The following is a 21,784-nucleotide window of genomic DNA, read 5'->3' on the forward strand; positions in this document are numbered from 1 at the left end:
CGCGCGCGGGAACGGGATTCCGCCTAGCGGCCTTCCGGAAGGGCGAAGACGGTCAGCTGGCCGCCGAGCGCGGTGTAGCTGCTCAGTGCCGCATAGGCGTCCTTGGCTCCCGATCCCGCATTGGGGTCGGAGAGGCCGGCGGCGAGGCCGATGCCGGCCCAGCCGCCGATGCCGGACAGCACGGCGATGTATTGCCGGCCGCCATAGGCATAGGTGGTGACGTTGCCGACGATGCCGGACGGGGTCTTGAAGCGGTAGAGCTCCCTACCGGTCACCGCGTCCACCGCCTTCAGATAGCCTTCCAGCGTGCCGTAGAACACCACGCCGCCGGCGGTGGCCAGCGCCCCCGACCACACCGAGAACCGCTCCGGTACCGACCAGGCGACGCGTCCCTTCAGATTGTCCCAGGCGATGAAGCGTCCGGTCTGCCCGTCGCCGCCCGGCGGCGGATACATGTTGAGGGTGGCGCCGACATAGGGCTGGCCGGCGGCGTAGTCGACGTGGAACGGCTCGTAATCCATGCACAGGCGGCTGGTCGGGACGTAGAACAGGCCGGTCGACGGCGACCAGGCCGCCGGCTGCTGGTTCTTGGCGCCGATCGCCGCCGGGCAGATGCCGGAATAGGTGACGTCCTCGCCCTCGGCCTCGGTGCCGTATTTCGGGTCGAGGATGGGGCGGCCATAGGTCGGGCTGGCCTTGTCCATGTCGATGCCGCGGGCCCAGTTCACCCCCGGGTCGAATTTCTCGGCGACCAGCAATTCGCCGGTGGCGCGGTCGAGCGTGTAGGCGAAGCCGTTGCGGTCGAAATGGGTCAGCAGTGGGCGCGCGCGACCGTCGACGGACTGGTCCGTCAGGATCATCTCGTTGACCCCGTCATAGTCCCACTGGTCGTGCGGCGTCATCTGGTAGACCCAGCGCGCCATGCCGGTATCGGCGTCGCGGGCGAAGATGGCGTTGGACCATTTGTTGTCGCCCGGCCGCTGCGAGGGGTTCCAGGTACCGGGATTGGCGCTGCCGTAATAGACGAGGTTCAGCGCCGGGTCGTAGGCGAACCAGCCCCACGGGGCGCCGCCGCCCATCCTCCATTGCTCGCCCTCCCAGCTGGCGAGCGAGGAGTCCCTGCCGACCGGCTTGCCGAGTTCGGTGGTCCGGTCCGGGTCGATCCGCATCTCGGCGTCCGGGCCGGTGGAATAGGCGCGCCAGGCCAGCGTGCCGTCCTTGAGGTTGTAGGCGCTGAGATGGCCGCGCGCGCCGAACTCGGCGCCGGCGATACCGACGATCAGCTTGTCCTTCACCGGCATCACGGTGGCGGTGTTGGATTCGCCCTGCCGGGGATCGCCATTCGCCACGCGCCAGCGCACCGCGCCGGTCCGGGCGTCGAGCGCGACGATGGTGGTGTCGGCCTGCTGGAGGAACACCATGCCCTCGGCATAGGCGAGGCCGCGATTGACGAGGTCGCAGCACATGATGGCGGCGACGTCGCGCGATTGCTGCGGCTCGTACTTCCACAGGATGCGCCCGTCATGGGCGAGGTCGAGGGCGTAGACGATGTTGGGGAAGGGGGTGTGCACATACATCACGCCGTCGACGACGAGCGGCGCGCCCTCATGTCCCCGCAATACCCCGGTGGAGAAGGTCCAGGCGACCTGCAGCGCGCCGACATTGGCGGCGGTGATCTGGTCGAGGCGGGAATAGCGCGTATTGGCGTAGTCGAGCGTCTGGATGACCTGCGTGGCGGGATCGGCGAGGCGGCGCAGCACGTCGTCATTGGCGCGAGCCTGCGCCACGCCGAGCAGCAACGCCATGGCGGCCAAGATCCCTGCTGTCCCGCCGATCCTCGCTGTCACGCCCGCCCTCCATGGCTGTGCCGCAGTGGGGGAGTGCTGGATGGTTCCGCCACCCCCTTCACCGAAGCGATACCATGCGACACGCAGGGGAAGGCAACGGGCGGCGCGGCGGTCGCGGCAGGGCGAGACGCCGCAGGGGCCGGCCGTCGTCGGGCAAGCCTTCGTTGGGCAGGTTCTCGTCAGACAGGCCGTCTACCAGCCGGAATCGGCGGCGCGCCACTTGGCGATGGTGTCGAGCGATACCGGCGGCGTGTCGAGATCGGGAACCACGGCCATGGCGCCCGGGAAGGTCTGGTGATTGGTGTAGACGCTGGGGGTGACCAGCGTCGGCAGGCCGGCCGCCCGCGCGGAATCCAGCCCGTTGCGCGAATCCTCGATGGCGATGCAGGCGAAGGTCGGCATGCGCAGCTCGTCCAGCACGTAGCGATAGATGTCCGGCGCCGGCTTCTTCGCTGCGACGATGTCGCCGGCGCCGATCACCTCGAAGATGCTGGATGCCGGCGCGCCGAAGGCCGCTTGGAGCAGGGCCTCCACATTGGGCAGGCTGGTCGTGGTGGCGATGGCGAGGCGCACGCCCTTGTCCCGCGCCTCGCCGATGAGCCGCAGCACGCCGGGCCGCAGGCGGGCAGCACCGTCGGCGATGAGCTGGGTGTAGATCTCCGTCTTGGCCGCATGCATCTCGGCGACGCGCTCAAGCGCCCGCGCGCCGTCCGGTGGCTCATGACCGGCGACGAAGGCGCGGATGCGCTCCTTGCCACCGGTGACGTCGAGCAGCTGGCGGTACAGCGGACGGTTCCAGTACCAGTCGAAACCGAGGCGGACGAAGGTTTCGTTGAAGGCGAGACGGTGGATCTCCTCCGTCTCGGCCAGCGTCCCGTCGACATCGAAGATGATCGCCTCGGCGCGCATGACCTCAGGCCGCCTTAGCCTGTGCGCGGGCACCGGCGGCGCGGATAGCGGCGATGTTGGCGCGATAGCCCTCGATGCCGCTCAGATTTCCACTGGGCTTGAAGACGGCCGAGCCGGCCACCAGTACGTCGGCGCCAGCGGCGACGCAGCGGGCGCCGGTCTCCGGATTGACGCCGCCGTCGATCTCCAGATGGATCGGGCGGTCGCCGATCATGGCGCGCAGCCGCTCCACCTTCGGCAGCACGTCGGCGATGAAGGCCTGACCGCCGAAGCCGGGATTGACCGTCATCGGCAGGATGAGGTCGACCTTGTCGAGGATGTACTGCACGACGCTTTCCGGCGTCGCCGGGTTGAGCGCGACGCCGGCCTTCTTGCCCAGCGAACGGATCACCTGCAGGCAGCGATCGAGATGGTCGGTGGCTTCCGCCTGCACGGTGATGATGTCGGCGCCGGCCTTGGCGAAGGCTTCGAGATAGGGCTCGACGGGGGAGATCATCAGGTGCACGTCGAACACCTTGTCGGTGTGGGGGCGGATCGCCTTGATGACGTCCGGCCCGAAGGTGATGTTGGGCACGAAATGCCCGTCCATCACGTCGAGATGGATCCAGTCGGCGCCGGCCGAGACGACGTCGCGCACTTCCTCGCCGAGACGGGAGAAATCGCTGGCGAGCATCGAGGGGGCGATCAGCGGAAAGGTCATGGCGGTGTCCTCGTCACCCGCCCCAAGAGGGCAGGGCACTTTGAAGGAATGCGGATCGCGCCGACGCTTCCGTCGGCGCCGGGTTCAGCTCCGGATCGGCGGATAGCTGTCGATGCCGCCGGAGAACACGCGGCTCACCAGGATGTCCTCGGCCTCGATGGTGATGAGGTCCTCGGCGGTGACTGGCTTGCCGGCGGCGAACAGGCGGTTGGCCTGGCGCAGCCGGGCGCGGTCGAGCGCGTTGCGCACCGAGCGGCCATTGGCGAAATGCGGCTGCAGGATCCGGAGCTCGATGTAACGGGTGAAGGCCTCGCCGGCCTCGGCGCTGAGCTTATAGTTCATGCCGCCGAGGATGCGCCCGCCAATCTCGAACAGCTCGCCCTGCGAATAGTCGGGGAAGTCGATGTGATGCGCCACCCGCGAGCGGAAGCCCGGATTGGCCATGAAGAAGCGCTCCATCCGGTCGGCATAGCCGGCGAGGATGACGACGAGGTCGTCGCGCTGGTTCTCCATCACCTGCAGGAGGATCTCGATGGCTTCCTGACCGTAGTCGCGCTCGTTCTCGGGGCGATAGAGGTAGTAGGCCTCGTCGATGAACAGCACGCCGCCCATGGCGCGCTTGAGGATTTCCTTGGTCTTCGGCGCGGTGTGGCCGATGTACTGGCCGACAAGGTCGTCGCGGGTGACGGTGACGAGGTGGCCTTTGCGGACATAGCCGAGGCGGTGGAGGATCTCCGCCATGCGCAGCGCCACGGTGGTCTTGCCGGTGCCGGGGTTGCCGGTGAAGCTCATATGCAGCGTCGGGCTCACCGCGTTCAGCCCGAAGCGGGCGCGGGCGCGGTCCACCAGCAGCAGCGCGGCGATCTCGCGCAGGCGCTTCTTCACCGGGGCGAGGCCGATGAGGTCGCGGTCGAGCTCGTCGAACACCTCGACGAGGCCGGAATTGTTGAACTCGGCCGCGAGGTCCACGGCCTCGGTGGCGTCGGCGGTCTTAACGTCGTCGATCAAGGCATTCATGGGACATCACTCCGTTCCGCTTCAGTCGGACGGTACCGCTGCGTCGCGGGGGGCTTCCCGGTCGCCGCGGCGGGCCCGCACGGAGAAAAAAGAGACCGGTCCGGGAGCGCGGGATCCCGGACCGGTCGGTTCGCTGCCGTGGGAGGAACGGATCAATCAGCGAACCAGTCAGCCATGAAGACAAACACCTGTCGGGTCGTCCTCAGTCTCAGTAACGGGTGCCCTCGGGGCGCTGGGCGGCGTAGGAGCGGGTGGTGTAGCGAATGGCGCGGCCATCCACTTCCTGGCGCTCCAGGGCGAAGCCGGGCTCGTCCGCCGGCCGGTCCGTGATGAAGGACAGGCGGAGCGATTCCCACGTGTGGGTCGAGTCGAAGGCGCTGACGCGGATGTAGTTGTGGCCGGCGTGCGCCTTGCGGCACTCGTTCAGCTCGAACACGATGCCGGCGGCGTCCTTCACGTCGAACATCGGCATGCCCCACATCTCCCAATAGGTGTTGCGGGGGTGGGGGTCGTCGGTGAACTCGATGTTCACCGCCCAGCCCTTGTCGATGCAGTACTGGATCTGCTTGGCGATCTGCGCGTCGGTCAGATCGGGCAGGAAGGAGAAGGCTCCCTGAGTCAGTCGCATGGTGGTCTCCCTTTAGTCTCGTGTTGTCGTCACTCGGCCGCGGTGACCTGCGGGACGAAGTCGGGGGTGTCGGTCGAGGAGTAGTTGAAGGTGACGTCCTTCCAGGTATCCAGCGCCTGCTTGAGCGGCAGGCAGTGCTTGGAGGCGGCCTTCAGGATCTCCGGACCTTCGTTGACGATGTCGCGGCCCTCGTTGCGGGCGAAGATCATCGCCTCGAGCGCGACGCGATTGGCGATGGCGCCCGCCTGGATGCCCATCGGGTGACCGATGGTGCCGCCGCCGAACTGCAGCACCACGTCCTCGCCGAGCAGGTCGATCAGCTGGTGCATCTGGCCGGCATGAATGCCGCCGGAGGCCACCGGCATCAGCTTGCGGGTCGAGGCCCAGTCCTGGTCGAAGAAGATGCCGTGCGCCAGGTTCTGCGGCACGAAATCCTCGCGGCAGAGGTCGTAGTAGCCCTTGGTGGTGTGGGGGTCGCCCTCGAGCTTGCCCACCACCGTGCCGGCATGGATGTGGTCGACGCCGGCGAGGCGCATCCACTTGGTGATGACACGGAACGACACGCCGTGGCTCTTCTGCCGCGTATAGGTCGAGTGACCGGCGCGGTGCAGATGCAGGATCATGTCGTTCCTGCGCGCCCACTTCGCCATGGACTGGATCGCGGTGTAGCCGATGATCAGGTCGATCATCACGATGGACGAACCGAGCTGCTTGGCGAATTCGGCGCGCTCGTACATCTCCTCCATGGTGCCGGCGGTGACGTTGAGATAGGTGCCCTTGATCTCGCCGGTCGAGGCCTGCGCCTTGTTCACGGCCTCCATGCAGTAGAGGAAGCGGTCGCGCCAGTGCATGAAGGGCTGCGAGTTGATGTTCTCGTCGTCCTTGGTGAAGTCGAGGCCGCCCTTGAGCGCCTCATAGACCACGCGGCCATAGTTGCGGCCGGACAGGCCGAGCTTCGGCTTCACCGTGGCGCCCAGCAGCGGGCGGCCGAACTTGTCGAGACGCTCGCGCTCCACGACGATGCCGGTCGCCGGGCCGTCGAAGGTCTTCACATAGGCGACGGGCAGGCGCATGTCCTCGAGGCGCAGCGCCTTGAGCGGCTTGAAGCCGAACACGTTGCCGATGATCGAGGCCGAGAGGTTGGCGATCGAGCCGTTCTCGAACAGGTCGAGGTCGTAGGCGATGTAGGCGAACCAGGAGCCCGGCGTGTTCGGCACCGGATCGACGCGGTAGCACTTCGCCCGGTACTTGTCGCAGGCGGTGAGGCGGTCGGTCCACACCACCGTCCAGGTGGCGGTGGAGCTTTCGCCGGCGACCGCCGCCGAGGCCTCGATCGGATCGACGCCGTCCTGCGGGGTGACGCGGAACAGGGCGATGACGTCGGTGTCCTTCGGCTCGTAATCGGGCTGCCAATAGCCCATCTTACGGTATTCCATGACGCCGGCGCTGTAGCGGTCGCGCTTCTTCTCGGTGGGCTTGGTGGTCTCGAGCGTGGTCATCGGGCTACTCCCATGGCTCTCCCGTCGACGCGCAGCGATGCTGGCGCCTGGGATCACTTCGTCGTTGGTCGTTGCGGTCCCTCAGCAGAGGGGGTGGTTCACTACGCCGCCACAGTTATTCGGCGGCAACCCTGGCGCCGCCGATCACCGGATCGAGGGCGCCGCTGGCATAGCGCTTGGCCATTGCCGCGAGCGGCAGGACCTTGATTTTCGAGGCATTTCCGGCGGTGCCGAACTGCTCGAAACGCTCCCGGCACAGGTCGCGCATCGCGTCCATAGCCGGCTTAAGGAATTTGCGCGGGTCGAACTCGGCCTTGTTGGCCTGGGCGACCTTGCGGAACTGCGCGGTCATGGCGAGGCGGCAGTCGGTGTCGATGTTCACCTTGCGCACGCCGTGGCGGATGCCGCGTACGATCTCCTCCACCGGCACGCCCCAGGTCTGGGGCATCTCGCCGCCGGAGGCGTTGAACAGGTCCTGCAGCGCCTGCGGCACCGAGGAGGAACCGTGCATCACCAGATGCACGCTCGGCAGGCGGCGGTGGATCTCCTCGATCACGTTCATGGCGAGGATGTCGCCGTCCGGCTTGCGCGAGAACTTGTAGGCGCCGTGCGAGGTGCCCATGGCGATGGCGAGCGCGTCGACCTTGGTGCGGGCGACGAAGTCCACCGCCTGGTCCGGGTCGGTCAGCAGCTGGTCATGCGACAGCGCGCCTTCCGCTCCGTGGCCGTCCTCCTGCTCGCCGGCGCCGTGCTCCAGCGAGCCGAGCACGCCGAGCTCGCCTTCCACCGAGGCGCCGACCCAATGGGCGGCGTCGACGACGCGGCGGGTGATGCCGACATTGTAGTCGTAGTCCGCCGGGGTCTTGGCGTCCTCCTTCAGCGAGCCGTCCATCATCACCGAGGTGAAGCCGTGCTGGATCGCCGAGAGGCAGGTCGCCTCGTTGTTCCCGTGGTCCTGGTGCATGCAGAGCGGGATGTGCGGGTACATTTCCGCCAGCGCCTCGATCATCTTCGAGAGCATGATATCGTTGGCGTAGGAGCGCGCGCCGCGGCTCGCCTGCATGATCACCGGAGCGTCGACCGCATTGGCCGCTTCCATGATGGCGAGGCCCTGCTCCATGTTGTTGATGTTGAAGGCGGGCACGCCGTAGCCATGTTCGGCCGCGTGGTCGAGAAGCTGGCGAAGGGTGATACGGGCCATTTTCCGTCTCCTCAGGCGCAGGTCAGGAGGTCACAGGCGGCGGCGACCACCCCCTCCGGCGTGATGCCGAAATGCTCGTACAGGGTCGGAGCCGGGGCGGAGGCGCCGAAGCCTTCCATGCCGACGAAGCGGCCGCGATCGCCGATCCACCGGTCCCAGCCGAGCCGGGCGGCGGCCTCGATGGCCACGCGCGGCGCGGTGCCGAGCACTTGCCGGCGGTAGTCCTCGCTCTGCTTCTCGAACAGTTCCCAGCAGGGCATCGACACGATGGCGGCGTCGACGCCCTTGGCGGCGAGTAGGTCGGCCGCCTTGAAGGCGATGTCGAGCTCGGAGCCGGTGGCCAGCAGGGTGACGTCGCGCCACTTCTGCGGCTTGCGCACGATATAGGCGCCGCGCGAGCTCAGATTCTCGTCGGTGTGCTCGGTGCGGAAGGTCGGCAGGTTCTGCCGCGACAGCGCCAGCACCGTGGGGGTGCCCTCCGAGGCGAGCGCGATCTGCCAGGCCTCCAGCGTCTCCACCGCGTCGGCCGGTCGGAACACCTGCAGGTTCGGCGTCGCCCGCAGCATGGCGAGATGCTCGATCGGCTGGTGGGTCGGACCGTCCTCGCCGAGGCCGATGCTGTCATGCGTCAGCACATAGATCACGCGCTGACCCATCAGGGCGGAGAGCCTTATGCCGCCGCGAGCATAGTCGGCGAACACCAGGAAGGTGCCGCCATAGGGAATGAACCCCTTGTGCAGCGCGATGCCGTTCATCACCGCGCTCATCGCGTGTTCGCGAATGCCGTAGTGGATGTAGCGGCCGGCATATTTGCAGGGCGCGACCGAGGCGAGGCCCTTGGTGAGGGTGAGGTTGGAGTGGGTGAGGTCGGCCGAGCCGCCCACCGTCAGCTCGGTGGCCTCGTTGATCACCGCCAGCGCCATTTCGGACGCCTTGCGGCTGGCGACGTTCGGCGCGCTCTCGGAAAGCCCGCGCTTGTAGGCGCGCAGCTTGTCGTCGAAATCGGTCGGCAGCTTACCGGCGAGCGCCGTCTCGAAGGCCTGGCGCTTGTCGGAGGCCCGCAGCCGGTCCTCCCACGCCTCGCGCGCCTCGCGGCCGCGGTCGGCGATCTGCTCCCAGGCCGAGCGGATGCCAGCCGGGATCTCGAAGGGAGCGTGCGGCCAGCCGAGCCGGTCGCGGGCACCCTCGATCTCGGCGGCGCCGAGCGGCGCGCCGTGCACCGCCTCGGTGCCCGCCTTGTTGGGGGCGCCATAGCCGATGGTGGTGCGGCAGGCGATCAGCGACGGCTTCTTGCTGTTGCGGGCCTTGGCGATGGCGTCGATTAGCGCGTGGTGCGAATGGCCGTCGACGCGGAACACGTCCCAACCCGCCGCCTCGAAGCGCGCCAGCTGGTCGGTCGAGGTCGACAGCGAGGTCGAGCCGTCGATCGAGATGCCGTTATCGTCCCACAGCAGGATCAGCTTGCCGAGCTTGAGATGTCCCGCGAGGTCGATGGCCTCGTGGGAGATGCCCTCCATCAGGCAGCCGTCGCCGGCGATCACATAGGTGTAGTGATCGACGAGATCGTCGCCGAAGCGGGCATTCATCATGCGCTCGGCCAGCGCCATGCCGACGGCGGTGGTGAGGCCCTGGCCGAGTGGGCCGGTGGTGGTCTCGACGCCGAGCGTGTGGCCGTATTCCGGGTGGCCGGCCGTCTTCGAGCCGAACTGGCGGAAGCTCTTGATCGCCTCGATGTCCATGTCGGCATAGCCGAGCAGATGGTTGATCGAGTAGAGCAGCATCGAGCCGTGCCCGGCGGAGAGCACGAAGCGGTCACGGTCCGGCCAGTGCGGCTGGGTCGGGTCGATCTTCATGAAGCGGGTGAAGAGGACCGTCGCCGCGTCGGCCATGCCCATCGGCATGCCCGGGTGGCCGGACTTCGCCTTCTCGACGGCGTCCATGGTGAGGGCGCGCAGCGCGTTCGCCATGTCGCCATAGGGGATCTCGGTCGCCCCATCCTGCGGGCACAGGACCGGAACAGTGGTCTTGGTCAGCATGGTTTCCTCCGGGGTCACGCGGCACGCCGCTTCTTGTCGACGAGGTTGAGGATCATCGGCGTGAGGATCAGCTGCATCGCGATGTCGAGCTTGCCGCCCGGGATCACGATGGAGTTGGCGCGGCTCATCCAGCTGCCCTGGATCATCGAGAGCAGGTAGGGGAAGTCGATGCCGCGCGGCGTCTTGAAGCGGATCACCACGATGGATTCGTCGGCGGTCGGGATCCAGCGGGCGATGAACGGGTTCGAGGTGTCGACCGTCGGCACGCGCTGGAAGTTGATGTCGGTGTGGGTGAACTGCGGGCAGATGAAGTTCACGTAGTCCGGCATGCGCCGCAGGATGGTGTCGGTCACCGCCTCCGTCGAATAGCCGCGATGCGAGCGGTCGCGGTGGATCTTCTGGATCCACTCGAGGTTGATCACAGGAACCACGCCGATCTTGAGATCGGCATAGCGGGCGACGTCGATGTTGCCGCTCACCACCGCGCCGTGCAGGCCTTCATAGAACAGAAGGTCGGTCGGCCGGGGGATGTCCTCCCAGGCGGTGAAGGTGCCGGGCGGGCCGCCGTATTCCTCCGCCTCCTTGGCGTCGTGGACATAGTGGCGGGTCTTGCCGGTGCCGGTCTGGGAGTAGGCGCGGAAGGTCTCCTCCAGCTCCTCGAACAGGTTCGAATCCGGCCCGAAATGGCTGTAGTGATGGTTGCCGCGCGAGGCTTCCTCGGCCATGACGCGCTTCATCTCGGCGCGGTCGTAGCGGTGGAAGGCGTCGCCCTCGATATAGGCGGCGTCGACTTCCTCGCGCCGGAAGATCTGCTCGAAGATGCGCCGCACCGAGGTGGTGCCCGCACCGGACGAGCCGGTGACGGAGATGATCGGATGATGGATCGACATTACGTCCCCCTCAGGCGCGCAGCAGGCCGCGCCGTCCGAAGAGCGGCGAGCGTTCGGGAAGCTGGCTGGGATCGCAGTGGTAGCGAGCGATGCGCTCGACCTCTCCCCGCGACCCGAACACCAGCGGGATGCGCTGATGCAGCTCGGAGGGAATGATGTCGAGGATGCGCCGCCGACCGTCGGTGGCACTGCCGCGCGCCTGCTCCATGATGAAGGCGATCGGATTGGCCTCGTAGACCAGCCGCAGCCGGCCGTTTGCGTAGCCCTTGCGGGCGTCGCCCGGATAGAGATAGACGCCGCCGCGGGTGAGGATGCGGAACGCCTCGGCGACCATCGAGGCCGTCCAGCGCGTGTTGAAGTCCTTGCCGCGCGGGCCGTCGGTACCGGCCTGGCAATCCTCGACATAGTAGCGGATCGCATTGTCCCAATGCCGGGCATTGGAGCCGTTGATCGCGTATTCCGTCGTCTCCGGCGGCACGATGACGCTGTCGCGCACCTTCAGGAACACCGGGTTCCGCAGCACCGGATCCTGCACCTTCACGAAGCGCAGCGAGGCCGGGTCGAGGATGAAGACATGGGTGCCGGCGCCGAGCGTGAGCACGAGCGCGACCTGCGGCCCGTAGACCAGGAAGCCGGCGGCGAGCTGGCGCGAGCCGGGCTGCAACAGCGCGTTGGGGCCGGTGAAGGGCAGGATCGAGAAGATCGTGCCGACGGAGATGTTGATGTCGATGTTGGACGAGCCGTCCAGCGGATCGACCGCGACCGCCAACGTACCGCGCGGATCAAGAGCGACCGGCTCCGGCAGCTCCTCCGAGCCCAGCACGGCGACCGGCGCCGTACGAAGGGCGTCCATCACCAATTGGTCGGCGAGGACGTCGAGTTCCTTCTGGCTGTCGCCATCCTCGTGATAACCACGAACCGTGGCCATGGCGCCGGCAAGCGGCCCGGCGGCGATGAGCTCGGATATGGCGATGCCCGCGCCTGCCAGGGCAAGCACCGTCGCGGCGACTCCCTGACGCAGGGAATCGGTCTCGGCCCACCTCTCAAGGTGGTCCTGCAATGTCTCGTGTGTCACGGCGTTTCCCCAGTGCTCGATTTGGTCTTCGGACCTTTTTGGCGTGTCGTTTCCGTATGGCCTTCGAGTGGGGGACCCGAAGCGGCGGACGCCTTTTATTGAGGCTACCTTGCCTGACTTTGCGGCGTAAGGAAATTCGAATATTCTTTTCTAGGTTTTTAGTATTTCTGAGTGCTGGAATACATCATGCGGAATGTCACGCTTAAGCAGCTACGCGCCCTGGCGGCAGTGATCGACACCGGCACCGTCACCGCCGCGGCACGCCAGCTCAACGTCACCCCTCCGGCTGTCACCATGCAGATCCAGCTCCTGGAGGAGCAGCTCGGCCTGCCGCTGCTGGATCGCGCCGGCGAGCGCTTCCAGCCCAGCGACGCTGGCCGCGAGGTGCTCGCCGCCGTGGCGCGAATCGAGCGCGCGCTGGCCGATTGCGGCGCCTCGCTCGACGCGATGAAGGGGCTGGACGCCGGCCGCGTCTGCGTCGGTATCGTCTCGACCGCCAAATATTTCGCGCCCAACGCCCTCGGTGTGTTCGCCCGTGCCCATCCCGGCATCGACGTGGCGCTGGTGGTCGGCAATCGCGAGGACATCATCGCCGCGCTCAGGGGCGACGTGATCGACGTCGCGATCATGGGGCGACCGCCGCTCGACATCGAGGTGGACAAGACGCTGATCGGCCCGCACCCCCATGTGATGATCGCGCCGGTCGACCACCCACTGCTCGGCCGCCGAATCACGCCAGACCTGCTGGCCGGCTCGACGTTCCTGGTGCGCGAGCCGGGTTCGGGCACGCGCACGCTGATGGAGCGATTCTTCCAGGATGCCGGCGTCGTGCCGAAGATCGGCATGGAGATCGGCTCGAACGAGACCATCAAGCAGGCGGTGATGGCCGGGCTCGGGCTTTCCTTCATCTCCGCCCACACCATCGCGGCGGAGGTGGCCGATGGCCGGCTCGCCGTGCTCGATGTGGAGGGCATGCCGGTGGTGCGGCAGTGGTTCGTCGTGAAGCGCTCGGCAAAGCGACTGACGCCGCCGGCGGCCGCGCTGAACGAATTCCTCTCCGACCGGGGCTCGGAATTCCTGCCAAAGCCGATCAAGCCGGCCATTGCCGGCAGTGTCAGGCCGGCCGAACCGGTCGACTGACGGGAGCGTGATGGGCGCGGCGCGACGACGCGCCGCACGGCCCGGCGGGGGCGTGCCTCACGCCACCGATACGGGGTGCAGGCAATCGACGAGATGGCGCGCCATGGCCGCCGCGACATCGGTTGCGGTGGTCTTCTGCAAGCCTTTCCAGGCCGGCATCGAATTGACCTCCAGCACGGTGAAGCCGCCGGTAGCCTCCTCGATCAGGTCGACCCCGGCATAGTCGGCGCCGACGGCGGCGGTGGCGGCGATGGCGATGTCGGCCGCCGGTCCGTCTAGCGGGGCGGGCTCGCCGGCGGCGCCCTGGTGGATATTGGTGATCCACCGTTCCGAGCGGCGCACCATCGCGGCGACGGCGCGACCACCGACGACGAAGACGCGCCAGTCCTGGAACAGGCCGTCCTGGCGGCGCCCCTCGACGAACTCCTGCAGATAATAGACGCCGCCGACCTTTTCCGGCTCGGGCAGGGGCTGGCGCGGTGCGATGCGGCGCAGTCCCTTGCCCTGGGCGCCGAACAGCGGTTTCAGCACCGTGTCGCCGGGCGCCGCGTCGATCAGCGCCTGCATCGCCGCCGCCGCCTCGCGCACGAAAGTGCGCGGCGTCGGCAGCCCGGCACGGGCGACGAGGAAGCTGGTCATACTCTTATCGACGCAGCGCTCGATGGCGCGGGCGTCGTTCATCACCATCACGCCGAGCTCGCGCAGCGCGTGCAATACGCCGAGCCGCATGGTGATCTGCTCGGTGGTGCCCTTGGCGATCACCCGCACAAAGGCGGCGGCCGGCAGCCGGCCGTCAAGGCCGGGCAGCAGCAGCCCGTGCGGAGTCTCGCCGATGGCGAAGCCGCAATCGTTGAGCGAGAGCACGAGCACCCGCAGGCCCTCGCGCTCCAGCGCGCGACACAGCGTACGCGTGTGCCAGTCGGCATCCTCGGTGAAGATGACGACCAGATCCCGCGCTACGTCGCTCGCGGCGTCCTGCTCGGCATTCCTCATGCGAAGGAACGCTCCAGGATCTCGTCGTGGAAGGCGCCGAAGGTGAAGCTGCGCCCGGTCTCCAGCGCCGTGACGGTGACGCGGGCCGGGGAGAACAGCATCGGATCCATGGCGTAGAAGTCGCCCTTATAGGCGGTGAAGATCTCCGCGAAGGTGCGGCCATGGTCGCGCGAGGAAGAGGAGGGCAGTCCTTCCGCCAGCTCGCGCGCCTCGCTTTCCGGCCCGGTGACGAAGAGCTGCACGTCGCCGCCATAGAGCGTGGCGTCGTTGGTGCGGCCCATGGCGCTGACGAAATCGGGCGCCGGCGGCGGCAGCGGCGAGGAGCCGACTCCATCTACCACCCGGTCGAGCGGGAAATGCAGCGCATGCGTCTTGTGCAGCGCCACTTCCAGCACGCGCGCCACGATCTGCACCGTACCGGCGAGGCTGGAGGTCGGGGTGAGGATCAGCGTCAGCTTATCGGGCGAAATGCCGCACTCCTCGGCGATGCGGGCAACGAGGCTGTCCGGCGGCGTGCGGTCGACCTCCAGCACCAGCGCCGCATGGTCGGCGTTGTCGCGGTAGCCGAGCTCCTCATAGAGCTTCTCCTTGGCCCACAGCGCGCGGCCGGGGCCGGAGCCGAGGGCGAAGAAGTCGCCTTCCGCCAGGCTCCAGCCGGCATACTGGCTGCCGAGGCAGGCGGTGACCGGATCGGTGGTCGTCACCGTGATCATGGTGCCCCAGCGCGGGAACCGCCCACTGGTGGCGATGCCGACATGGCCGAGGCCGCCGAGGCAAATCTCGGCGATGCGCCGGCCGGCCTCGATGCCGCCGCGCGCGGCGATGCCACCGTCGACGATGCGGGCGCCGCAGGGACTGCGGCTGACTCCAAGCCTCAGCACCCCGGCGTCGGCGACCAGCGCCTCGACCAGGGGCGCGGACAGCGCGGCTACACTCGGGCGATGCTCGCTCATGTTTCCCTCCCTCTTCGACGGCTGACCCGCGTGTCCGCCTCAGGCGGCCAGCGAACGGGCGAGCTCGAAGGCATCTTCAAAGCCGATGGTCAAGGCGGTGTCGGTCGCGCGCATCCGCTTCAGCAGCTCGTGCTGCACCCGGTACTTGAGATGGCCGATGGCGAGCGCGCCGATGCCTAGAGCCCCGCCGCCGATCGGCTTGCCGTCGTCGAGTGCATCGATCCCGGCGATGCCCGAGGGCGGCACGGCGTTGACGTCGGCGGCGACCAAGAGGCCATGCGCCTCGGCGAGGTGATCGGCGGTGAGGATCTGCACGCCCGCCTTGCCGCAGGCCAGCACCACCTCGGCTTCCGGCAGCAGCTTGAATTTCTCGGCGTCGTCGCGCGCGACCGCGCTGAGCAGATCGACGTTGAAGCGGACCTTGAAGTCGGCCGCCTTCAGCCGCACCGTGTCGACGTCGCGATGGCTGACGAGCGTGACCTCGGCGCCGGCCTGCGCCGCGATGACCGCCGCGATGCCGCCGACGACGCCGGTGGCGCCGTAGACCTGCACCTTCGCCCCCTTGAGGCCGCCCGTCCGCCGGCCGCGCAGCTTGCGCTCCACCTCGGCGATCATCGCCGCGGCAGTGGTGAAGGAGCCGGCGGGATCGACGAAGACAGAGATCTGGAACGGCGGGAACAGCGCGGAGCGGGCCTCCTTGGCCATGTCCAGCGCCAGGCTGGCATCCTTGCCGCCGATGAACAGGCCGGTGCGCGAGGCATGGTCCGGCGGGCGCGAGAACATCATGTCCTGTGTCAGGTCGACCATCTCCTCCAGCTTCACGCCCGAATAGGGAAGGATCGTCGTGTAGCCGGCATCCACGGCCATGTTCACGTCGAACGGGCTGACGTGCCGGAGCGGCGAGACGATGTGAAGAATCGGCGCTATGTCCGCCATGGCGTTTCAATCTCCTAGGTGGAATCGGGCCGTTGCGGCCTCTGATCGGGAGAGAAGACTAGCGACGCGGGCTTCCGCCAAACCGCCGCTCCGCGCTGCCCGTGGCAGGCAAGCCGTTCGCTCCGCCTCCGGCATTGCTGCCGCGCCGGCGGTCGAAGGCCAAGGGAGGCGACGCGCGGAAACGCGCGCCCGCCTCGATCGTCAGTCGTCCGGCCCCAGCCGGTCGACGCCGGCGAGAACGGCACGAGACAGCCATCGCATCACCCGACGATCCGATGGCTCGTATAGCGGCCCGCCTGCACGCCTGCAAAGGGCCGGCTGGGAATTCTTCGCATTTCTCCGCACGTCCTGCCGAAATGCCGCAGGTTTTGCGAAGGCCCTTCCGCCGACGTGCGGCATTTTCGACCGTGCGGGCCCTCGATGCTGGAGCCGGTCCGGCGGCGGCGTGCCGCGTGGCATGTCGAAGCAGCCGGCCCCGGCCGGCGGCGGACCCGGCAGGGCTCGGACGTCGATGAAAGCAAGGCGCCAACGAGCCGGGACGGCGGCGTGCGCCGCTGTGTTCCGACCGGTCTCGTGCGCCGCTTCGAAGGTGAGCGTTGTGTTGTTCAAGAGCGTTTCCTCGCCCTCATGGTAAAACCAGCCGGCTTTCGCCGACAAGCAGAACCGTGCGGAAGATGATCAGAGCATTTGCGGCGGCGGCCTCCGACGTGATACCGAATCGGGAAATCGGTTCGCGACAGAACGGGCCGCAAAGACCGGGAGGAGAGGCGCGATGGCGATCGATCCTAAAAAGACATTTTCCGACAACGAGATAGTGGAGCGCTTGAAGGCCGATCTCCCCAAGTGGCGACTGGAGGATGGCTGGATCCGGCGCACCTATCGCACGTCGAGCTGGAAGGGCACGCTGATGGTGATCAACGCCGTCGGCCACCTCGCCGAGACGGCGTGGCACCATCCCGACATTACCGCGTCCTATGCCTGGGTCGAGGTGCGTCTGATGAGCCACGACGCCAAGGGCGTGACGGAGCGCGACTTCCAACTCGCGAAGAAGATTGAGGAATTCATCTCCTGGCGGCCGGGTTCGGTCGAGGGAAGCGCATTGGCGGGGACGCCGGAAGGCGATCTTCGCTTTGCCTACATCAAGCATGATTGAGCGCGGCGATGAGCAGTGAAACGAGCGCGGGTGCTCCGCTAATTGTGAAGGACGTGGTCTGCGGCTTCTGCGGGCTCGGCTGCGACGATCTCGTCGTCGAGGTGGCCGGCCGCGAGGTGCGTCCCAAGGCCTCGGTATGCCCGGAGGCGGCCAGGCTGCTGCGGCGCCTGGAACCCGCCGGCGAGGCCGGCCCGGTGACCGATGAGGTGTACGATCAGGCCAGAAGGCTGCTCGATGTGGCGCGTGCGCCGGTCTTCGCCGGCCTCGGCGCCGATATCGAGGGCGGGCGGGCGATTCTCGACCTCGCGATCCGTCATGGCGGCGTGCTGGATCATGCCGCCTCCGACGGGTTGTTTGCCAACTATGCGGCGGTCCAGCGCACCGGCTGGCTGTCGACGACGCTGGCGGAGGTCCGCAACCATTGCGACGTGCTGCTGGTGATCGGCGAGGACCCGGCCGCGGCCTTTGGCCGCTTCTTCGAGCGGGCGCTGCCGGCGGAGGCCCTGTTCGCCGCGTCCCGCCACGTCATCGTGCTCGGTGGCAGCCTCGGGGCCTCGGCCCGGCGGCAGCTCGGCGGGGCGACGGTGACGGAGCTGGCTGCCGACGATCCGGTGGCGGCGCTGGCGGCGCTCTGCCAGATGGTGTCCGGCCCGGCGCCACGCGGCGCCTCCTTCGGCGGCGCGGCGGCGGAGGCTCTCGCCGAGGCGGCCGCGGCTCTGAAGGGCGCCGCCTATGCGGTGGCGGTGTGGAACGCCGGCTCGCTCGACCGGGCCGACCTGATCGCCGAGCGGGCGACGCGACTTGTCGACGCACTGAACGTTACGACACGGGCCGGGGTGTTCCCGCTCGGCGGGCGCGACAATGTGATTGGCATCAACCAGCTGCTGCTCTGGCGGCTCGGCTACCCGCTGCGCACCGCGATCCGCGGCGAGGCGTCCGAACACGACGCTTCGCTTTACGCCACAGGGGCGGCGCTGAAGGATGCCGACCTGCTGGTCTGGGTCTCGGCGTTCCGGCCGGAGCCGCCGCCGGCCTTCGACGGGCCGGTGATCGTCATCGGCCACCCGGACACCGAGTTCGCCACGCCGCCGGATGTGTTCATTCCGGTCGGCACGCCGGGAGTTGACCACGCCGGCACCGTGTTCAGAATGGATTCAATTGTAAGCCTGCCGCTCGGCGCCTTGCGCGTCGCGACGCTCCCCAGCGTCGCCGAGGCTGTGCGCCGGCTGGAGCCCGTCCGCTAGCAGGGGACAGGACCCGGCCGTTCAACCGAGAGCTCCGCTATCCGTCCGGCGTTCGCGCCGGCAGGGCAGGGGTTCCGAGCGGGAGGGGACGACATGCGTATCAGGCTGCGGGGCGGGCGGGTGCTCGACCCGACGAACCGCGAGAACGCCGTGGCGCGCGACGTCGAGTTCGTCGACGGCCGCGTCGTCGCGCCGACAGGCGAGAGGGCCGACGCGGAATATGAGCTCGGCGGCGCCATCGTGATGGCTGGTGGTATCGACCTGCACAGCCACATTGCCGGCGGCAAGATGAACCTTGCCCGGCTGCTGATGCAGGAAGACCGGCGGGCTTATCCCGAGAAGATCCTGCCGGGAATGTCCGGGTCGTTCTGCGGCTGCGGTGGCGGGCGGGCGGTGCCGACGGCACACGCGACCGGCTGCCGCTATGCCGAGCTCGGCTACACCACGGTGTTCGAACCGGCGATGCTCGGCTCGAATGCCCGCTCCGCGCATCTCGAGATGGCGGATATCCCCAATCTCGACACCGGCGCCTATCTGGTGCTCGGCAATGACGACTTCATCCTGCGGCTGATCGCCAGGGGCGCGCCGCAGGAAGAGATCAACGCCTATGTCGGCTGGATGCTGAAGGCGACGCAGGCCTTCGCGATCAAGATCGTCAATCCCGGCGGCATCAACGCCTTCAAGTTCAACGCCCGCAAGCTCGACCTCGACGAGGCCAACCCGCATTACGAGGTCACCCCGCGCACGGTGCTGACCACGCTGATCCGCGCGGTGACCGAACTCGGCGTGCCGCACCCGATCCATCTGCATGGCTGCAATCTCGGCGTGCCCGGCAATGACGAGACGACGCTCGCCACGATTGCCGCCACCGAGGGGCGGCGACTGCACCTGACGCATCTGCAGTTCCATTCCTACGGCACCGAGGGCGACCGGCGGTTCTCTTCCTCTGCCGCACGCATCGCCGCGATGGTGAACGCCAATCCCAACATCTCCGTCGATGTCGGGCAGGTAATGTTCGGCCAGACGGTGACGGCGTCGGCCGACTACATGTCGCAATACCGCAACCGTGGTCTTGCGAACCCCAAGAAATCGATCGGCATGGACATCGAGCTCGATGCCGGTTGCGGCGTGGTGCCGTTCGAATACCGCGACAAGAACTTCGTCAACGCGCTGCAATGGGCGATCGGGCTGGAACTGTTCCTGCTGGTCGAGGATCCCTGGCGGATCTTCCTCACCACCGACCACCCCAATGGCGGGCCGTTCACCACCTATCCGCACCTGATCCGGCTGCTGATGGACCGCGACTTCCGCAACGCCCAGCTCGCCACGCTGAACAAGACGGCGCAGGCGCACACGCTGCTCGGCGGCATCACCCGCGAATATTCGCTGGAGGAGATCGCCATCCTGACGCGGGCGGCGCCGGCGCGCATTCTCGGGCTCGCCGACAAGGGCCACCTGGCGCCGGGCGCGGTGGCCGACATCGCCGTGCATGACGAGAACGCCGACCGCGAGGCGATGTTCTCCAAGGCGAAGCTGGTGTTCAAGGACGGTCGGCTGATCGTCCGCGACGGCGAGGTGGTCGACCTCGCGCCGGGCACCACCCATGTGGTGCGCACCGAGTTCGACACCGCCATCGAGGGCAAGCTCGACGCCTGGTTCGACCGCACGGTCGGGCTGAAAGCCAAGCATTTCCGCATCGCCGACGGCGAATTGCGCGGCGGGCGCGGCCCGACGGTACTGACCTGCGTGGGAGGTGCGTCGTGATCCTCAACGGCGTCGAGATCCGCGACAGCTTCGCCGAGGCCTTCCCGATGGTGGGCACGCGGCTGATCATCACCGCCGACACGCCGGACTGGGCGATGACGGCCGGGCGCGTCACCACAGGATTTGCCACCTCGGTCATCGGCTGCGGCTGCGAGGCGGGGGTGGAGCGGGTCATCGCCCCCGAGGACACGCCCGACGGGCGGCCGGGGGTGGCGATCCTGATCTTCGCCATGGACTTCAAGAGCCTGAAGACCGTGGTCCCGCTGCGGCTCGGCCAATGCATCCTCACCTGCCCGACCACCGCCTGCTATGCCGGCGTCGAGGGCGGCAAAAGGGTGCCGCTGGCCAAGACCATCCGCTACTTCTCCGATGGCTACCAGATCTCCAAGAAGTTCGGTGACGAGCGCTTCTGGCGCCTGCCGGTGATGGATGGCGAGTTCGTCTGCGACGAGGACACCGGCTCGGTGGAAGGCGTCGGCGGCGGCAACATCCTGATCCTCGCCCGCTCGCGGGGACAGGCGCTGCACGCCGCCGAGCAGGCGGTGAAGGCGATGAGCCGGGTCGAGGGCGTCATCCTGCCGTTCCCCGGCGGGGTGGTGCGCTCCGGCTCCAAGGTCGGCTCGAAATACAAGGCGCTGTTCGCCTCCACCAACGATTCCTACTGCCCGACGCTGCGTGGCGTGGCGGCCACCTCGGCGCTGCCCGACGAAGTCGGCAGCGTGATGGAGATCGTCATCGACGGGGTGAGTTTCGATGCCGTGGCCGCGGCGACGCGGGTCGGTATCGAGGCGGTGTGCGCGGTCGGCAGCACCGGCGGCGTGGTGGCCATCGACGCCGGCAATTACGGCGGCAATCTCGGCCCGTTCCACTTCAAGCTGCGCGACATCATGGGAGGCGTGGCATGAGCGTCGTGCTGCGACTGAAAGCGCCGCTTGCCGCGCGGCTCGACCTCGAGGGCGTGACGCCCGCCGCGCTGGCCGGCAAGGCGCTCGCCGAGGTGGAGGCGCTCGCGCTGCCGCATGGCGGGCGCAGCGTGCCGCTCGGCGAGCTGTTCGCGGTGCGCGCGGGCGGCGAGGGGCGGCTGGTGATCGAGGGCGGCGATGCCCGGCTCGACGGGGTCGGCGCCGGCCTCTCGGCGGGTGAGATCGTCGTTGAGGGTGACGTCGGCGCCCATGCCGGGCGTGGCCTGGCGGGCGGCCTGCTGCGCATCTCCGGCGATGCCGGCGACGAACTGGCGGCCGGCATGACCGGCGGGCGGATCGAAGTGGCCGGCAATGCCGGCGCGCGGGTCGGCGCGGCGCCCTCTGGCGCGCGGCGCGGCATGGCGGGCGGCGTGGTCGCGATCCGCGGCAGCGCGGGCATCCGTGCCGGCGAACGCCAGCGCGGCGGGCTGATTTTCGTCGGCGGCGATGTCGGCGACGAGGCGGCGACCGACATGATCGCCGGCACGCTGGCGGTGGCCGGCCGATTCGGCGCCGGCACCGGGCGCGGCATGAAGCGTGGTACGCTGCTCGCGCGCACGGCGCCGGAGCTCCCCGAGGGGTTCGCCGACACCGGCACGCACGACCTCGTGGCGCTGCGGCTGATGGCGCGCCGGGTACCCGATCTCGCGGCGCTGATCGGCGCCGCCGTCACCGCCCGCCGCCTGGTCGGCGACCGCCTGCAGGGCGGGCTGGGCGAGGTGCTCGTGCTCTAGGATCGCCGGCGGCGTTCCCGCGCGACGCCGTGCCGCACATCGGCGGAACCGGCTTACCGAGGGATATGCGGCGAATTGTCAAGGCCTTGCCGCGGTTGTGAGC

The 21,784-nt window shown here is 68.2% G+C and carries 19 protein-coding genes; 6 read left to right on the forward strand and 13 right to left on the reverse strand.

Annotation, left to right across the window (positions count from 1 at the left end):
* Positions 1-23 precede the first annotated feature (23 nt).
* The 10 genes from LGR54_RS05530 to LGR54_RS05575 form a co-directional block, all read right to left on the reverse strand.
* The gene (locus LGR54_RS05530; protein ID WP_230360977.1) at positions 24-1,805 is read right to left on the reverse strand and encodes a methanol/ethanol family PQQ-dependent dehydrogenase; all 1,782 of its coding nucleotides are present in this window, start codon (positions 1,803-1,805) and stop codon (positions 24-26) included.
* A gap of 234 nt (positions 1,806-2,039) precedes the next feature.
* On the reverse strand, positions 2,040-2,756 hold the full coding sequence (locus LGR54_RS05535) for an HAD family hydrolase (protein ID WP_230360978.1): 717 nt from the start codon (positions 2,754-2,756) through the stop codon (positions 2,040-2,042).
* Positions 2,757-2,760: 4 nt separating this feature from the next.
* Positions 2,761-3,456 carry a ribulose-phosphate 3-epimerase gene (gene rpe / locus LGR54_RS05540; RefSeq protein WP_230360979.1) on the reverse strand — a complete coding sequence of 232 codons (696 nt, stop codon included), beginning with the start codon at positions 3,454-3,456 and terminating at the stop codon, positions 2,761-2,763.
* 84 nt (positions 3,457-3,540) lie between these two features.
* Positions 3,541-4,473: a CbbX protein gene (cbbX, locus tag LGR54_RS05545; RefSeq protein ID WP_230360980.1), complete on the reverse strand. Its 933-nt coding sequence runs from the start codon at positions 4,471-4,473 to the stop codon at positions 3,541-3,543.
* A 208-nt stretch (positions 4,474-4,681) separates the two neighbouring features.
* Positions 4,682-5,101, reverse strand: coding sequence for a ribulose bisphosphate carboxylase small subunit (locus LGR54_RS05550; RefSeq protein WP_230360981.1), 420 nt, complete (start codon positions 5,099-5,101; stop codon positions 4,682-4,684).
* Positions 5,102-5,130: 29 nt separating this feature from the next.
* Positions 5,131-6,600 carry a form I ribulose bisphosphate carboxylase large subunit gene (locus LGR54_RS05555; protein ID WP_230360982.1) on the reverse strand — a complete coding sequence of 490 codons (1,470 nt, stop codon included), beginning with the start codon at positions 6,598-6,600 and terminating at the stop codon, positions 5,131-5,133.
* 115 nt (positions 6,601-6,715) lie between these two features.
* Positions 6,716-7,801, reverse strand: a complete 1,086-nt coding sequence (gene fba / locus LGR54_RS05560) for a class II fructose-bisphosphate aldolase (RefSeq protein ID WP_230360983.1) — start codon at positions 7,799-7,801, stop codon at positions 6,716-6,718.
* 11 nt (positions 7,802-7,812) lie between these two features.
* A complete protein-coding gene (gene tkt / locus LGR54_RS05565; protein ID WP_230361473.1) occupies positions 7,813-9,768 on the reverse strand; it encodes a transketolase in 1,956 nt (651 codons plus the stop codon).
* Between the two features lie 83 nt (positions 9,769-9,851).
* The gene (locus LGR54_RS05570) at positions 9,852-10,727 is read right to left on the reverse strand and encodes a phosphoribulokinase (RefSeq protein WP_214009825.1); all 876 of its coding nucleotides are present in this window, start codon (positions 10,725-10,727) and stop codon (positions 9,852-9,854) included.
* A gap of 10 nt (positions 10,728-10,737) precedes the next feature.
* Entirely contained in the window at positions 10,738-11,802 is a 1,065-nt protein-coding gene (locus tag LGR54_RS05575) for a class 1 fructose-bisphosphatase (protein WP_230360984.1), read from the reverse strand.
* Positions 11,803-11,988: 186 nt separating this feature from the next.
* Here LGR54_RS05575 and LGR54_RS05580 point away from each other — a divergent pair, with 186 nt between their 5' ends.
* Positions 11,989-12,942 (forward strand): LysR family transcriptional regulator, encoded by a 954-nt coding sequence (locus tag LGR54_RS05580; protein WP_230360985.1) that lies wholly within the window; start codon positions 11,989-11,991, stop codon positions 12,940-12,942.
* 57 nt (positions 12,943-12,999) lie between these two features.
* On the opposite strand, the gene LGR54_RS05585 is transcribed toward LGR54_RS05580, so the two are convergent.
* Genes LGR54_RS05585 through LGR54_RS05595 form a run of 3 tightly spaced genes read right to left on the reverse strand, consistent with a single transcriptional unit; the run spans position 13,000 to position 15,824 of the window.
* Positions 13,000-13,935 carry a RimK family alpha-L-glutamate ligase gene (locus LGR54_RS05585; protein ID WP_230360986.1) on the reverse strand — a complete coding sequence of 312 codons (936 nt, stop codon included), beginning with the start codon at positions 13,933-13,935 and terminating at the stop codon, positions 13,000-13,002.
* The gene (gene mch / locus LGR54_RS05590; protein ID WP_230360987.1) at positions 13,932-14,888 is read right to left on the reverse strand and encodes a methenyltetrahydromethanopterin cyclohydrolase; all 957 of its coding nucleotides are present in this window, start codon (positions 14,886-14,888) and stop codon (positions 13,932-13,934) included. Before mch ends, LGR54_RS05585 begins: the two co-directional genes overlap by 4 nt.
* Positions 14,889-14,927: 39 nt before the next feature.
* The gene (locus LGR54_RS05595; protein ID WP_230360988.1) at positions 14,928-15,824 is read right to left on the reverse strand and encodes an NAD(P)-dependent methylenetetrahydromethanopterin dehydrogenase; all 897 of its coding nucleotides are present in this window, start codon (positions 15,822-15,824) and stop codon (positions 14,928-14,930) included.
* A gap of 772 nt (positions 15,825-16,596) precedes the next feature.
* Between LGR54_RS05595 and LGR54_RS05600 the strand changes: the two genes are divergently transcribed.
* The 5 genes from LGR54_RS05600 (at position 16,597) to LGR54_RS05620 (ending at position 21,681) form a co-directional block, all read left to right on the forward strand.
* Entirely contained in the window at positions 16,597-16,977 is a 381-nt protein-coding gene (locus tag LGR54_RS05600) for a 4a-hydroxytetrahydrobiopterin dehydratase (RefSeq protein ID WP_230360989.1), read from the forward strand.
* 8 nt (positions 16,978-16,985) lie between these two features.
* Positions 16,986-18,221, forward strand: coding sequence for a formylmethanofuran dehydrogenase (locus LGR54_RS05605; RefSeq protein WP_230360990.1), 1,236 nt, complete (start codon positions 16,986-16,988; stop codon positions 18,219-18,221).
* Positions 18,222-18,314: 93 nt separating this feature from the next.
* Entirely contained in the window at positions 18,315-19,985 is a 1,671-nt protein-coding gene (locus LGR54_RS05610) for a formylmethanofuran dehydrogenase subunit A (RefSeq protein ID WP_230360991.1), read from the forward strand.
* On the forward strand, positions 19,982-20,890 hold the full coding sequence (gene fhcD / locus LGR54_RS05615) for a formylmethanofuran--tetrahydromethanopterin N-formyltransferase (protein WP_230360992.1): 909 nt from the start codon (positions 19,982-19,984) through the stop codon (positions 20,888-20,890). The genes LGR54_RS05610 and fhcD overlap by 4 nt, the downstream gene beginning before the upstream one ends.
* Entirely contained in the window at positions 20,887-21,681 is a 795-nt protein-coding gene (locus tag LGR54_RS05620) for a formylmethanofuran dehydrogenase subunit C (RefSeq protein WP_230360993.1), read from the forward strand. Before fhcD ends, LGR54_RS05620 begins: the two co-directional genes overlap by 4 nt.
* The last annotated feature ends 103 nt before the right edge of the window (positions 21,682-21,784 follow it).

Source organism: Ancylobacter sp. Lp-2, from assembly GCF_020523795.1.
Classification (GTDB): domain Bacteria; phylum Pseudomonadota; class Alphaproteobacteria; order Rhizobiales; family Xanthobacteraceae; genus Ancylobacter.